The sequence below is a fragment of the Streptomyces ruber genome (assembly GCF_014648075.1).
Lineage (GTDB): Bacteria > Actinomycetota > Actinomycetes > Streptomycetales > Streptomycetaceae > Streptomyces > Streptomyces ruber.
On record NZ_BMQK01000012.1, the window covers coordinates 174,685 to 188,474 of the forward strand.

A 13,790-nucleotide genomic window follows, 5' to 3' on the forward strand; every position below is an offset into this window, starting at 1 on the left:
TGCGTTGAGCGTGGCAGACGGTTGTAGAGGCTGGCGATGCAGGTGGCCCCACAGGCGCCGGAGCGAGGCCATCAAGGATGCGGCCGTGGACGCGTCGGCCCAGGCGGTGTCGTCCGTGGAGGCCGTCGACACCGGTCGCCGTGCGGAGCGGCGCGAGCGGAGCAGCCGGCGGGCAGGGGAGTCCAAGGTGTGACGAGCACCACGGGAACCGGCCCGTGCCGTGCGGAGCGTACTGAGTGTGAGAGAGACAGAACCCACGGGCCCGCTGCGGGCGCGTATCCGGGCGGGGGACCGTGCGGCGTTCGCCGACCTGTACGACGCATACGCGCGGGCGGTCTACAGCCATGCCCTGCGGTTGACCGGCAACTGGTCGGAGGCGGAGGAAACCGTGTCCGAGACCTTCCTCGCCGCCTGGCGCACCCGGGAGACACTGGAGCCCGAAGGCGGCTCGCTCAAACCCTGGCTGTTCGGCATCGCCACCCACCGGGCGCACAACGCCAACCGCGGTCTGCGCCGCCGGATCTCCTTCCTGTCCAGCTATCCGCCCCCGCCGCCGGTCCCGGACTTCGCCGACGAGACGGCGGGCCGGATCGACGACGCCCGCCGCCTCGCGGCGGTCCACGGCGCTCTGCGGAAACTGCGGCGTCAGGACCGGGAGGTGATCGCCCTGTGCGTGGCGGCCGGGCTGGACTACGCGGAGGCGGCCGAAGCACTCGGCGTCCCGGTCGGAACGGTGCGTTCACGGCTGTCGCGGGCCCGCGCGCGACTGGCCCGGCTCAGTTCCGGCCCGTCCGGCCGAAAGAAGGGGGAACCGACGGGCTCCCGCGGAGCGGTGGAAGGTGGGGCCGCGTTCGCGGCCCTGTTCGTGCAGGAGGAAACCCGATGAACGCCGACGACCGACCCGATGCCGGCTTCCCTCTCAGCGAGGCCGAGGAACTGCTGGCGACCGCCGGCGGCTGGGACCTCCCGCCGGACCGCCACCTCCATCACAGGGAAGTCCTGATGCAGCAGATCGACCACGACAGTGTTCCGGCCGCGGGAACGAGCCCGGCGCCGCGCCGCCGCCGGATGCTGCGCCCCGCCGTGTTGCTGCCCGTCGCGTCCGTGGCACTGGCCGCAGCCCTCGTGGCCACCGTCCTCGGCGGTGACCGCGACCCCGGGCCGGCCGTGGAAGCCGGGTCCGGCATCGCGACGGCGAACAGCGCCTCCATCACCCTCGACCGGATCGCCACGGCGGCCATGGCGACCGGTGCGGCACCGGTGCGGGACGACCAGTTCGTGTACATGAAGAGGATGGTCCGTGAGAACACGGGCACCTTCACCGGCCCCGTGCGCCTGGGGGCCCTGCACCAGGACGAGACCTGGATGTCGCAGGAGCCCGGTCCTGTCACCACCGCCGGGTGGGGGCGCCAGACCGGGAAGGACGCGGTGATGCCCGGTCAGCTGGTTCCCATCACGCAACCGGACCCCGTCGCAGCGGGGATCGACCGTCCCACGTACAAGTGGCTGGCCTCGCTGCCCACCGACCCCGACGCCCTGCTGGAGCTGCTGTACGACCAGGTCGAGGCGGGCGAGGACGAGTCGAGGGACCAGGCCGTCTTCAGCAGGATCGGGAACCTGCTGTACTCCACGGTCATGCCTCCCGCGAACGCCGCCGCCTTCTACGGGGCGGTCGAACGGATCCCCGGTGTGACCGTCGTGCCCGACGCTGTGGACGCCGTGGGCCGTCATGGCATCGGCATCACACGCGACGACCCCTCCTCCGCGACACGGGACGAGTGGATCTTCGACGAGGACACCCTCGCCTACCTCGGTTCGCGCTCTTACATCACGCACGACGAGGCCAGGGGCATCACGACGGACACACTCTACGGAACGGACGCCGTCATCCAGCACACCGTCGTCGACCGGTACGGCACGGTGTCCGAGCGGAGCGACGGCTGACGCAGGGCGCCGAGCGGTACGTCCCCGGTGCACACCGGGGACGTACCGCCACGGTGACCGCGCCGGCCGTGCGCGCCGATACCTGCGTGGGCGACGCAGACGGCGTGGACGACGTCGGAGAACTGCTGGCCCCACGCGGTCGTGGGCGCCGTCGTGGTCCTCGGCAGGAGAGCGGTCGCACTCGTCGCGGGCCTGCCTCCGAGGAGCCCGCCCAGCTCAGGCAGCGGTGTCCCGGGACGTGAACACGCAGAACTCGTTCCCCTCGGGATCTGCCATGTCGTCCCCGGCCTGCGCGACCGCCAGCTTGGCGACGACGAACGCACCATCGTCCACGAGAACGTCGCCCGGGTCCGGGCGACGCTATGGACTGGATCGAGACGGCCGTCGACACCGGCAAGGTGGACGTCGACGGCGCACTGGCCCGGCTCCTGCAAGGCGAGTAGGCGGTGCCCCGCGCTTCCGAGCGCAGATGGGCCGCCGCCCGGCGACACGCCGACACCGTCCGGTTCGTGCTCTTCGAGGCCCGCCCGGCCGGCCTGTCCTTCGCTCAGCTGGTCAGGGCCGCCGAGTTGTCGCCCAGCCAGGTCCGGGCAGGCATCGCCTGCCTGCGGGACATCATCGCCGAACGCTGCTGGCCCCCGCTGATCTGGACCAGGACGGACGGCTACAAGTTCTGCTCGGACCCGGCCGAGCTCCAGGCATACGAAGTCTCGATCATCCGGGAGAAGCTCACCGAGATCCGCCGGTTCATCACCGGCGTCGTCGCCCCGCACGCCGTCCTCCAGCCGAAGGGACGGTGGATCAGACACCTGAACACCCTGCTCAGCTCGGTCGAGTCCACCCTGGACGTGATCGCCGACTACATCGATGCCTGACCGGCGGGGCCGGCCCCGCCCCGTTCTGACGAGGAGGGGACCTTGCCGCGCAGGCGCTGCTACCCCTCCGACACATGGGACGACGAATGGGCCATGCTCGAGCCCCTGCTGCCGACACCGGCCTGCGAAACGAAGGCAGGCGGCCGGCCCGAGAAGCACCCCCGCCGGGAGATCGTGGACGCGATCCGCTACGTCGTCGACACCGGATGCAAGTGGCGGGCCCTGCCCACTGACTTCCCGCCCTGGCGCACGTGCTACGGGTTCATGGCCCGCTGGGCCGCCGCCGGCATCATCGGACAGATCCGTGACTAGCTCCGCAAACGGATCCGCCGCGAAATGGGCAAGGCGCCCGGAACCGGCGCCACCGTCATCGACTCCCAGTCGATCAAAGCCGCCGAGACCGTCGGCAGGGACTCCCGCGGCTACGACGCCGGCAAGAAAATCAATGGCCGCAAGCGGCACCTGGTCGTGGACACCAAGGGCCTGCCGCTGTTCGTCATGGTCACCCCGGCCGACATGACCGACCGCAACGCGGCCAGAGAGGTGCTGTTCCGGCTGCGGCTGATGCACCCTGAAATCACCATCGTCTGGGCCGACTCCGCCTATGCCGGACAGCTCGTGACCTGGGCGAAGACCCACCTGAACCTGACGATCAAGACCGTCAGCCGCCCGAAGAACACCTCCGGGTTCGTCGTTCTGCCCCGACGCTGGGTCGTCGAACGCTCACACGCCTGGATCATGCACGCCCGCCGACATGCACGGGACTACGAACGGCTCATCCAGCACTCGGAGTCGCTCATCACCTGGGCCGCGATCACCATCATGACCAGGCGAATCGCCCGCCGAAGCGGATAGCCGGACTCCCGCGAAGCGCAACGGGACTGATCGAAACGGTGGTGACGGTCACCACCGCCACCCAGAGGCCGCCCGATCCCTCGGGCCTGGGCGCAATCCTCCCACCACCACTGGAAGACCGTCAGCGGAACCGCTGAGGTCGTCGCCGGGGCCACCCGAGCCGCTCCTGTTCAAATCCTGATCTGGGCAAACGCGCAGCTCAGGATTGAAAACAGGCACTCAACTTGTTCTTTAACCTCTGGCGTCGAACAGGGCGTCGTGCGACGTCACTCACCTGGGGATTCGCCGGACAGGCGGACGGCCTTCGCATGATCCTGCGTTCCGCCACGGAATCAGATTCGTACGAAGGCCGCAGAGGTGAGTGTGCTCGATCAGGATGCCCGGCGGAACGCGTTCGACTTCACGTCACACTTCCGGGAGGACCTGTACGCGTGCCTGACCCGGCGCGGTGACACCCTGTTCGAGCTCGTGGACGCGCTGCTCTGCGGGAACGGGCTGGTGGCCTCGCCGGTCGACCTGACGCTGCTGGCTGAGCACCGCCGCGGTCACGGCGCCCTGTATGACGCCCTGAACTGCGGCCGTATCGACGCGGCCGGGTTGCGCCGGGCTCTGGCGGTGCTGCCGCAGCCCAAGGCGGCCGACAACCGGCTGGTCCTCGCGGTCGACGTGACCAACTGGCTGCGTCCGGACGCTCCATGCAGCCCGGAGCGACTGTTCTGTCACGTCTACGGGCGCTCGGGTCGCTCCAGTGACCAGTTCATTTGCGGCTGGCCGTACTCGTTCGTGGCCGCGCTGGAGACCGGCCGAACTTCGTGGTGTCAGTTGCTGGATGCGGTCCGCCTCGGTCCGGACGACGACGTCGCCGAGGTCACCGCGGCCCAGGTGGCCGGCTCCTGCGGACAGAGCTCCCCAGGTAAGTAGTCGGCGTCCGCGAGCGGTCGTGTGGCGCCCATTCTCCCCCGGCCAGCGCCGTGCTGGCCGTCATTTCGGCGGGCACGCCAATGCGACCCAGGACGCGGCGTAGAGCGCAACCTAGGTGTTCTGTCCACATAGGTTGGTGACAGAGCCCTTATCCGAGAGGCGCCGAGCGCAGCCGCCCGAGCGCCTCAAGTCTGTTTGTCTCAAACACGCGCCACGACCTTCCTGGACTTGGAAGGGGCGGCCGTGGGGGCGCAGCTTCAGGCGCCGCGCTGTTTCGGCGACAGGCTTTCAGCGACAGCCGCGATGGTCTGAGCGAGGGGGGCTAGCAGGTCCGGGGAATCTGGTCCAGGACTCGAGTGCGGGCGCTGGCCAGGTGCGCAGGCTGGGCCGAACGGAGGGCACGCAGACCAGCTTCGGTGAGGACTGCCTCGGCTCCACGGCCATCCTGGCCGTGGCGTTCTTTGCGGACGAGGCTGTGTTTGCTCAGCCCATCGATGACGCGCGTGATCCGGGAGGGCGTGAGGCCGGAGGCGCCGGCGAGGGCGGACATGCGCATGCGGTGGTCGGGGGCTTCGCTCAGGAGTAGCAGGGCGGCGAACTCGGTCATGGTGACGCCTGCACGGGTCATGTCTTCTTCCAGTGCGCGTGGCAGGGAGTGGACCAAGCGGCCCAGGCTCTGCCATAGGAGGAGTTCGTCGGGTGTCAGTGGGGCGGCGTGGGCGTCCATTCAGCCAGTTTATTTGACGAGGCAAGCAACTAGAGTGATTATTGCTTAAGCAAGCAAGTTGAGAAGGGGTTCCATGCTGTCTCCTGCATTTGCACCTGACGGGTTCGTACATGCCTACGCCCAGGTCAGCAGCGATGTCCGGCTGCACTACGTGATCGGCGGAAGCGGCCCCGCGGTCGCCCTCCTCCACGGATGGCCGTTCAGCTGGATCGAGTGGCGCACGGTGATGCCGTTGCTGGCGAGACACGGCTTCACGGTGATCGCGCCTCACCTGCGCGGTTCAGGAGACTCCTCCATACCGGCCGGGCACTGGAGCAAGCGGGACGAGGCCGAGGACCTGCACCGGCTCCTGCGCCACCTCGGGCACGACCAGGCGTTCGTGGTCGGCACGGACGTGGGCACGATGACCGCCCACGCCTGGGCGCAGGCGTACCCGGACGAGGTGTCCCGGCTGGTACTCAGCGAGGCGTTCCTGCCCGGCTTCGGCCTGGAGGAGCACATGAACCCGGCCACCGGAGGGTCGTGGCACTTCGGCTTCCACGCCCAGAGCGAGCTGGCCGCGATGGTCACCGCGGGCAAGGAGGAGGCGTACCTGTCGGGGGCTTCTGGTCGATGATGAGCCGCGGCGGCCTCACCGACGCCGACCGCGCCGACCTGTTGCGCACCTACACCGCGCCCGACGCGATGCGCGGCGGGTTCGAGCACTACGTCACCCTCGTCGACGACGGCCGCGCCGCCCGCAACGCCAACCGCCTCCGTATGCCCGTCCTGGTCTTGAACGGCGAGTTCGGACTGCCACAGCAGATTCTCCTGGACGGCACCCGGCAGGCAGCGCGCGACGTGCGCGCGGACATCGTGCCCGCCGCCGACCACACCTTCGCCGCTGACAACCCTGCCTGGACGGCGGAGCGACTCGCACGCTTCTTCACCACCTCCCCCGCCGCCTGATGCGCGTCCACCCCGCACCACACCGAAAACGGAGCACCACCATGCAGATCCTCGTCATCGGCGCCACCGGCTACGCCGGCCGCCGTGTCTCCGCCGCATTGGCCCGCGCAGGACACACCGTCCTGGGCCTGGCCCGCGACACCACCACCCCGGCCGCCCGCGATCTCGCGATCAACGAAGTCACCCCTGTACAGGGCGACTTCTCCGAGCCCGACACCTGGCGCGGCCACCTGGACAGCACGGATGCAGTCGTGCACCTTCTGATGGACATGAGCGACCCGATCGGCGCCGACCAGCGCCTGCTCGCCGAACTCACCGCCGCCCAGGAGCGCGACGGGCGCCACCGCCACCTGGTGTTCACCACCGGCATCTCCTCCTACGGCCGCACCGGACTACCGCTGATGGACGAGAACACCCCCGGCAACCCCGAAAGCCCCATCGGCTTCCGCTTCGCCCTGGAGAAGGAACTCGCCGACAGCGGCCTCGCGCACACCGTGGTCCGCCCCGGATTCATGTACGGCGGCCCCGCCACGACCTCCATGACCGGCCAGTGGTTCGCCGCAGCCGAAGCCGGCAACCCTGTCTTCTACGGCGACACTGCCAAGCGCTGGAGCTGGGTCCACGTCGACGACCTCGCCGACGCCTACGTCCGCATCCTCGACAACCCCACCGCCGTGGACGGCGAGGTGTTCGTGATCGCCGACGACCAGCGCCTGACCGCCCTGGACATGCAGTACGCCGCCGGGCGCGCCGCTGGCTACACCGGCGAGATCACCCTGGAGACCGCCGAGGCGGGCGGCATGATGCAGATGGCCGCCGACCAAGACGAACTCGTCACCAGCGCCAAGGCCCACCGCCTCCTCGGCTGGCGCCCCCGCCATGCCTCCTTCACCGACGCCCCCGACCGGCACTACCGCGCCTGGAAGGCAGCACAGCCCGCTGCCTGACCCAGCCCCGCCCGAGAGGACCGGCGCCTCGCGAACAGCGCCCGCGTTCCGACGAGCCCACTCAATGCTTCGCAACCCACTGGCGAACTTCACCACGTGACAGCGCTTCCATGACGGCCGGGTGCACGAGATAACGCTCGTGCACCCGGCCATCGTCGTCCTTCGAGCCAGAGAGATCCCGCGTGGTCCACCGCAACGCACCCCTGACCGAAACCGGCCGCCTGCGCCTGGCGCGCTGCGTGGTCGACGATCAATGGCCACTGCGCCGCGCGGCCGAACGCTTCCAGGTCTCGCCCACTACGAAGCGGTGGGCCGACCGCTACCGCGAGCAGGGGCCCGCTGGGATGCTGGATCGCTCCAGCCATCCGCACCTCAGCCCGTGGCGCACGCCGACACGTACCGAGAGACGCATCATCAAAGTCGCGCCCTGCCGCTGGGGACCGGCCCGCATCGCCTACTTGCTCGGCCTCAATCCCTCCACCGTCCACCGCTTGCTCAGCCGATACCGAATCGCCCGGCTGGCACATCTGGACCGCGCCACAAGCCGCGTCATCCGACGCTACGAGCACGCCGCACCAGGTGACTTGGTCCACGTCGACATCAAGAAGCTCGGCAACATACCCAACGGCGGCGGCCACCAAGTGCTGGGCCGTCAGGCCGGCCGCAAGAACCGTGCCGGCGGGGGCTACAGCTATGTCCACAACGCCGTCGACGATCATTCCCGGCTGGCCTACAGCGAGATCCTTGCCGACGAGAAGAAAGAGACAGCCTCCGCGTTCTGGACCCGGGCGCAGAACTTCTTCCACCAGTCCGGGATCACCGTCCAGCGCGTCCTGACCGACAACGGCTCCTGCTACCGGTCGCGGACCTGGGCTGACACGCTGGCCGACGCTGGGATCACACACAAACGCACCCGCCCTTACCGCCCACAGACCAACGGGAAGGTCGAACGCTTCAACCGCACCCTCCTCGACGAATGGGCCTACGCTAAGCCCTACCTGAGCGAGCAGGAACGCCGCGACGCGTTAGCCGGGGGTGGCTGCATGGCTACAACCATCACCGGAGACACACCGCCCTCAAGGGGTTGCCACCGGCCAGCCGCGTCCCCAACCTCTCGGGTCAGTACACCTAGGACGCGACCCAGGGTGCGACCTGAAGGGCAGGCGTGCGCCGGCCGCCCGCCGCGCTACTCCAGGACGCCCAGGGCGGTGTCGGGGCGGCAGTGCGGGCAGGCGTCCACGCCCTCTGCCAGCGCCCGCACCGCCGCCTCCCGCGGCACGCCGTTCGCGCGCTTGCCCGCCATGTGGCAGCCGCCCGTGTGGACATACACCGCCGGCGTCCGCCCGCCCGGGCTCCGCTCCACCGTCCGCTCCCACGCCGTCGGCCGCGCCGCGGCCCCCCGTTCCCGCTCCGCCGCCCGCCGCTCTTCCGTCGCCTTTCATCGGCGTACCTGCGCCAGCTGCTGCTCGGCGACGCGTTCGGCGAAGGCCAACAGCTCAAGACGGGACGGCGGACGAGAATCGGTCATGTATTCGATTTTATGGGGTGGGTCGTCCGTCATGGCTGGGGGCCGGGCTGCTGTGATCGACCCGCTTGGCCAGGGCCCGGCGGTGGGCCATGGCCAAGCGAGGTCATCCCCAGGACAGGGTCACGTGGCCGTCCTGGCCGGCGCCGGTGGCGAAGTGGGCCCCCTCGCCCGACAAGCCGCGTTCGCCGTCCGGGGAGACACGGCCGCTGCTTCCCCTCACACCCCCTCTGCCGCCTTCGCCTCCCGTGCCACCGGTTCCGCCGTCGCCTGCGCTTCCGGGATGTCCTTGGGTGGCGTGTCCTCCCTTACCGGCCCTCCATTCGGTTGTCGGCGTGCCTGGCGTGCCGGGGTAGCTGGTGCCGGTTGCGGCGCCTGTGCAGCGTCCCTGGCCGCCGGTGCCGCTGGACGCCAGGGCACCGTCGGCACCGGCGGCGGCGTTCTTCCCCTCGGTGTATCCGCTCGCCCGTCCGCCGCCGTATCCGCCCTTCCCGGCCTTCCCGGCCTGGCCGCCCTTTCCGCCGCCGGCTGTGGCGGGGGTGCTGCCGTCGGGGAGGGTGAGGGTACTGGCCTGGCCGTCGCCGCCGGCGTCTCCGTCCTTGCCGTCCACGCCGCGGTTGCCGTAGGCGGCCCTGTTGCCCTGGCCGCCGGCTCCGAAGTCGCCGCCGAGACCGTTGGCTCCGCCCCGGCCCACGGTGATGGTCAGGCTGCTGCCTGCGGTGACCGGCACGGTGCATACCGTGTGGGCGCCGCCGCCACCGCCGCCGCCAGGACTGCCCGCACCGCCGCTGCCGCCTTCGCCTCCCCCCGCGTTGCGGCTTCCGGCGCCGCCGGAGCCGCCGCCGGAGCCGCCTGCGCCGCCGGCGCCGCCGCCTCCGGCGCCCCAGAGGGCGACGGTGAGTGAGGAGACGCCCGCGGGCACGGTGAAGGTGCTCTTTCCGGGAAATTCGTAGTCTTTGGTGTGGCTGGGGGCTGCTTGTGCGGATGGGGTCAGGGCAGGGAGGACGGCGAGGGCAGCGAGGGCTGCCAGCAGTCGTGCTTTCCCGGCCTGGACATGCTGTGTCACACGAGCTCCTTGAAATCGGTGGGGGAACGGCCGTATCCGGAAATGGCCGCAAGAGGTGTCACGCGGGCCGGCGAGCGGGGGTGGGCCCTGCCCGGACAGGGCCCACCCCCGCCCGGGTGCTCCGCTGCTGTTCCGCTCCGCAGGCGATCGGCGTTGCGCGGGGTGGGGACCGGGCGGTTACTCCCGAGCGGAGTCCACGGGTGGCGCCGGCGCCGGTGGTCACCGAACGCATGGCGGAGTGAACCGGCCGTTGCCATACGGGGCGGGGCGGTCCGGGATTTCCCGCGGCGCCGGAGGTACCGGGCCGAGGGTGAGAGGGGGGTTATCCCCAGGACATGGTCACCCAGCCTGTGTTGCCGACGCCGGTGGCGAAGCCGGCACCGGCGCCCGAACGGCCATTGTCACCGTATTCCGACCGCTGATTGCTGCCTGCGCCGCCCCCGGCCCCGCCGCCATAGTCTCCGGGGCCGCCCTTTCCGCCGTCGCCTGCGCTTCCGGGATGTCCTTGGGTGGCGTGTCCTCCCACACCGCCATCGCCCCCGTGGCCCCCCACGCCCCGCGCTTCTGCGCCCTCTCCGCGATCGCCTGCCTCGCCTGCCTTGCTCGCCGCACCCGGTGTGCCGGGGTAGCTGGTGCCGATCGCCGCGCCCGTGCAGCTTCCCCGGCCGCCGGCGCCGCCGGGTGCTGCGGCGCCGCCGGCACCGCCGTCGCCGCCCTTGCCGGGGGTCGATCCCTTCCCCCGCGAGCCGCCGTATCCGCCCTTTCCGGCTTTCCCGGGCTGGCCGCCCTTCCCGCCGCCGGCCGTGGCCGGAGTGCTGCCGTCAGGAAGGGTGAGGGAACTGGCCTCGCCGTCGCCGCCGGCCCCTCCGTCCTTGCCGTCCCCGCCGCGCCCGCCGTAGTCGGCCGTGTTGCCCTCACCGCGGGCTCCGGGATCGCCGCCAAAACCGTTGGCCCCGCCCCGGCCCACGGTGATGGTCAGGCTGCTGCCCGCAGTGACCGCCACGGTGCACACCGTGTGGGCACCGCCACCGCCGCCACCGCCACCACTGGAGCCACCACCGGTACCACCCCCGCCTCCGCGCGAGCCACCCCCGAATGCCCCTGCGGTGCCGCCGGTGCCACCCCCGCCGCCTCCGCCGCCACCTCCACCGCCGGCGCCGCCGCCTCCGCCGCCCCAGAGGGCGACGGTGACCGAGGAGACGCCCGCAGGCACCGTGAAGGTGGTCTTCCCGGCGTGGTAGAAGCTTTTGGTCTGGCTGGGGGCCGCCTGCGCGGACGGGGTCAAGGCGGGCAGGACGGCAAGAGCGGCAAGGGCTGCCAGCAGCCGCGCCCTCCCGACCCGGGAATGCTGTGTCACACGAGCTCCTGAGAACGGTGGGGGAAACGGCCGCACCCGGCACGGCCGCAAGAGACGTCACGCCGACCGGTCAACGAGGTGGGCCCTGCCCGGGCAGAGCCCACCCCCCGGTGCTCCGCTGCTCCGCGCCCGCAGACGACCAGCGCCGTGCCAGGGGCGGGACAGGGGCGGTTACTTCAGAGCGGAGTCGACGGTGGCGCCGGCGCCGGAGGTCACCGACTGCACGGCGGAGCTAGCGGTGTCCTTGAGGTTGGTCACCGGGCCCGGCTCCGGCGCCGGCGGCGGCGTGGAGGACGCCGGCGGCTGCGACGAGGACCCCGACCCCTGCGGGTCGTACTTGTAGGTCTCGGTCACCTTCTGCTCCTTGGTCAGCTTCCCCGGAGCAGGGGAAACCACCAGCGCCGGGATACCACCCGGACCGTCGGCGGCCACCGCGGCCGACGCCTGGCCCAGCATCGCCCCACCGGCCGCCAGGACCAGGCCGAGGGCCGCCACACTGCTACGCATCGAGAACATCACACGCTCCTACACCGTCGAAGATGAATGCGCGGCCGGCTGCGCGCCCAGGCGTCCAGCCGGTCCATGAGCGCGAAACCCCGATCCCGGCCTGCAGGGAGGCGACGAGGAGGAAGCCGTGGCCCCGGGGCCCGGTGGCAGGGTTCCGCAGGGCTGTACAGGTACCGGTGTGATCAGCAGCCGGTCAAAACACCCGACCGCCACACCAACGGCACGCCCCCGCCTGTCTGCACGGCAATCGAACACGTGAGGTGAAACGACGCCCGAAAAGCCGCCACATTCACCGGCCGGGCCTGCCTCAACCCCCCACCGTTCCCCAGAAAGACGGGCTCTTGCCCCGTAACCTTGACCCGGCTGCACCCGCCCACCTGAACGGATGGCCGCATCCGTCACAGCCACGCCACGTCACTCCGACAGGGCCCGCCCGGCACTTGCGTTGACCTCGACGGAACGAAACCGCGGGAAGGCAGGGAGGAGGTGGACCGTGGCCCGCTACGGTGCTGGGCAGAGACTTCCGGCGTGCCACGCGGAAGGAGGACCGTCCGTGTCCGACCAGCCGCCACCCAGCACCGACCAGCTCCGGGTGCGATTTCTCGGGTTGGTGTCGGTGGTGGTGAGTGTCGGTTCTGCTGGTTCAGGGGTGGGGTGTTTCGGGGCTGGTCAGTGGGTGTTTGCGGGTGGGTGGTCCGCTGTCATGAGGTGAGAGATTGAGGGGTGGGTTCACTGTCGTGGGGCTTTATCGCATGGCAGCTGATGCTGTCTCAGGTTCGGGAGTTTTTATGCGGTGAGGTGGGCTCGGTCGGTGTGATCGTGGGGTGGAGCAAGGGGTAAGGGCCGGTCGTGGGCCTGTGCTGTCCAGGGGGTTGGTGGTGCGTCGTCTGCTGGAACGGCAGCGGGCGGGTGAGCTCGCGATGCGGCATGTGCGTGCGGTCGCGGAGACGGTGGGTGTCTCGGAGCGTACGGTGTGGCGCTGGCTGGAGCAGGCCAAGACGACTGGGCAGGTGGAGGCGCCGGTCCGGCAGGGGTATGCGGTGTCGGACGAGGTGTGGGCGCTGTTGGGCGAGGTGGGAGGGAATGTCGCTGAGCTGAGGCGCTGGCTGTCCGCTGCCAGCGGCGGGACCTTGGTTCCGTCGGCGTCGACACTGCACCGGGTGATCCGCAGGGACCGTCGGGCGGGCCGGGCGTTGATGGTCGAGCGGGAGCCTGTGGTGGCCGGGCCGAGCAGGCCCGATCCGCTCAGCGAGCTGGGCTTGAACGTTGTGGCCGGTCAAGGTGCAGGTGGGCAGGTGTTTCTGCGGGAGCAGAAGCACCTGGCGCAGGTGCCGGTCCTGGTGCCGGGCGCGCAGGTGGTGCACACGTCCGCTGTGCGGTCGGTGCTGCGGACGGTCGCGTACGCGGCCGCGGTGGGGGCGGTGGTGTGTCTGTACGGCGACGCCGGCCAGGGCAAGACCGTCGCGCTGCAGTACGCCCTGTCCCAGCTGCCGCACCCGGCCCGGGTCCGCCGGGTCCACGTTGGTGTGCATCCGACGGTGCCGGAACTGCACCGGGTGCTCGCGGATGCCCTTGAGCTGGGCAGGCGTCTGCCGCGCGGGGCGGGAGAGGCCGAGCTGACGCTGGTGAACGCGCTACGGCAGCCCCGCGTGCTGGTCCTGGACGAGGCACAGCGCCTCCCGGGGCCGGCGCTGGAGTTCCTGCGTGGGCTGTGGGACCACCCGGACACGGACACAGCCCTCGTGCTGGCGGGTGCGGGCAGCGAACGGGCACTGCGCCGAGTGCCCGCATTGGCCTCTCGGGTGCTGACCTGGGAGCTGGTACCGCGCCTTGGTCCGCGCGAGGTGGCCACCGTGATGGCTGCCTTCCACCCGCTGTGGGGGAACGTGACCGCGGACGATGTCGCGTGGGTGGACGAACATGTGGGACACGGCAACTTCCGGACCTGGGCGAAGCTGACCTCGCACCTGACCGCCGAAGTCCATGGCAAGAGCCGGGCGGTGGTGGACCGCCGGATGCTGGAGTGGGCCTGCGCACAGCTCATGGGGCCGCTGTGACCGGCGCGGCCGGGCCGACAGAGGGCGCTTCCCGCTCCGGCATGCAGGGGAAGGACAGGGG

At 70.8% G+C, this 13,790-nt stretch carries 12 protein-coding genes and 4 pseudogenes; 11 read left to right on the forward strand and 5 right to left on the reverse strand.

All coding sequences use genetic code 11. The features are described from left to right. Positions 1–238: 238 nt before the first annotated feature. The 6 genes and pseudogenes from IEZ04_RS23780 to IEZ04_RS23800 form a co-directional block, all read left to right on the forward strand. A complete protein-coding gene (locus IEZ04_RS23780) occupies positions 239–886 on the forward strand; it encodes an RNA polymerase sigma factor (protein WP_229821221.1) in 648 nt (215 codons plus the stop codon). Next, positions 883–1,944 carry a CU044_5270 family protein gene (locus IEZ04_RS23785; protein ID WP_189218980.1) on the forward strand — a complete coding sequence of 354 codons (1,062 nt, stop codon included), beginning with the start codon at positions 883–885 and terminating at the stop codon, positions 1,942–1,944. Before IEZ04_RS23780 ends, IEZ04_RS23785 begins: the two co-directional genes overlap by 4 nt. 276 nt (positions 1,945–2,220) lie before the next feature. Next, a pseudogene (locus IEZ04_RS35105) lies at positions 2,221–2,387 on the forward strand (DUF6192 family protein); the annotation flags it as partial. Between the two features lie 3 nt (positions 2,388–2,390). Then, positions 2,391–2,819 (forward strand): RacP protein, encoded by a 429-nt coding sequence (locus tag IEZ04_RS23790; protein WP_189218981.1) that lies wholly within the window; start codon positions 2,391–2,393, stop codon positions 2,817–2,819. Between the two features lie 93 nt (positions 2,820–2,912). Further along, positions 2,913–3,654: pseudogene (locus IEZ04_RS23795) on the forward strand (IS5 family transposase); the annotation flags it as partial. A gap of 383 nt (positions 3,655–4,037) precedes the next feature. Beyond that, a pseudogene (locus IEZ04_RS23800) lies at positions 4,038–4,559 on the forward strand (transposase); the annotation flags it as partial. Between the two features lie 358 nt (positions 4,560–4,917). Here the strand turns inward: IEZ04_RS23800 and IEZ04_RS23805 are convergent. Further along, entirely contained in the window at positions 4,918–5,322 is a 405-nt protein-coding gene (locus IEZ04_RS23805) for a MarR family winged helix-turn-helix transcriptional regulator (RefSeq protein ID WP_189218982.1), read from the reverse strand. Positions 5,323–5,395: 73 nt separating this feature from the next. Between IEZ04_RS23805 and IEZ04_RS23810 the strand changes: the two genes are divergently transcribed. The 4 genes and pseudogenes from IEZ04_RS23810 (at position 5,396) to IEZ04_RS23825 (ending at position 8,349) form a co-directional block, all read left to right on the forward strand. Beyond that, complete coding sequence (locus IEZ04_RS23810; RefSeq protein ID WP_189218983.1) at positions 5,396–5,938, forward strand: alpha/beta fold hydrolase; 543 nt, start codon at positions 5,396–5,398, stop codon at positions 5,936–5,938. Further along, positions 5,935–6,270 carry an alpha/beta fold hydrolase gene (locus IEZ04_RS23815; RefSeq protein ID WP_189218984.1) on the forward strand — a complete coding sequence of 112 codons (336 nt, stop codon included), beginning with the start codon at positions 5,935–5,937 and terminating at the stop codon, positions 6,268–6,270. The genes IEZ04_RS23810 and IEZ04_RS23815 overlap by 4 nt, the downstream gene beginning before the upstream one ends. A gap of 41 nt (positions 6,271–6,311) precedes the next feature. Then, on the forward strand, positions 6,312–7,217 hold the full coding sequence (locus IEZ04_RS23820; RefSeq protein ID WP_189218985.1) for an NAD-dependent epimerase/dehydratase family protein: 906 nt from the start codon (positions 6,312–6,314) through the stop codon (positions 7,215–7,217). 182 nt (positions 7,218–7,399) lie between these two features. Then, positions 7,400–8,349: pseudogene (locus IEZ04_RS23825) on the forward strand (IS481 family transposase). A 54-nt stretch (positions 8,350–8,403) separates the two neighbouring features. On the opposite strand, the gene IEZ04_RS35110 reads toward IEZ04_RS23825, so the two are convergent. The 4 genes from IEZ04_RS35110 to IEZ04_RS23845 all read right to left on the reverse strand — a co-directional run bounded on the left by IEZ04_RS35110 (position 8,404) and on the right by IEZ04_RS23845 (position 11,681). After that, positions 8,404–8,580 (reverse strand): DUF6233 domain-containing protein, encoded by a 177-nt coding sequence (locus tag IEZ04_RS35110; protein WP_268245688.1) that lies wholly within the window; start codon positions 8,578–8,580, stop codon positions 8,404–8,406. A 268-nt stretch (positions 8,581–8,848) separates the two neighbouring features. After that, a complete protein-coding gene (locus tag IEZ04_RS23835) occupies positions 8,849–9,808 on the reverse strand; it encodes a hypothetical protein (protein ID WP_189218986.1) in 960 nt (319 codons plus the stop codon). Between the two features lie 322 nt (positions 9,809–10,130). Next, positions 10,131–10,811 carry a hypothetical protein gene (locus IEZ04_RS23840; protein ID WP_189218987.1) on the reverse strand — a complete coding sequence of 227 codons (681 nt, stop codon included), beginning with the start codon at positions 10,809–10,811 and terminating at the stop codon, positions 10,131–10,133. A gap of 525 nt (positions 10,812–11,336) precedes the next feature. Further along, a complete protein-coding gene (locus IEZ04_RS23845; RefSeq protein WP_229821223.1) occupies positions 11,337–11,681 on the reverse strand; it encodes a hypothetical protein in 345 nt (114 codons plus the stop codon). 848 nt (positions 11,682–12,529) lie between these two features. Here IEZ04_RS23845 and IEZ04_RS23850 point away from each other — a divergent pair. Continuing rightward, entirely contained in the window at positions 12,530–13,729 is a 1,200-nt protein-coding gene (locus tag IEZ04_RS23850) for an AAA family ATPase (protein WP_189218988.1), read from the forward strand. Positions 13,730–13,790: the final 61 nt, after the last annotated feature.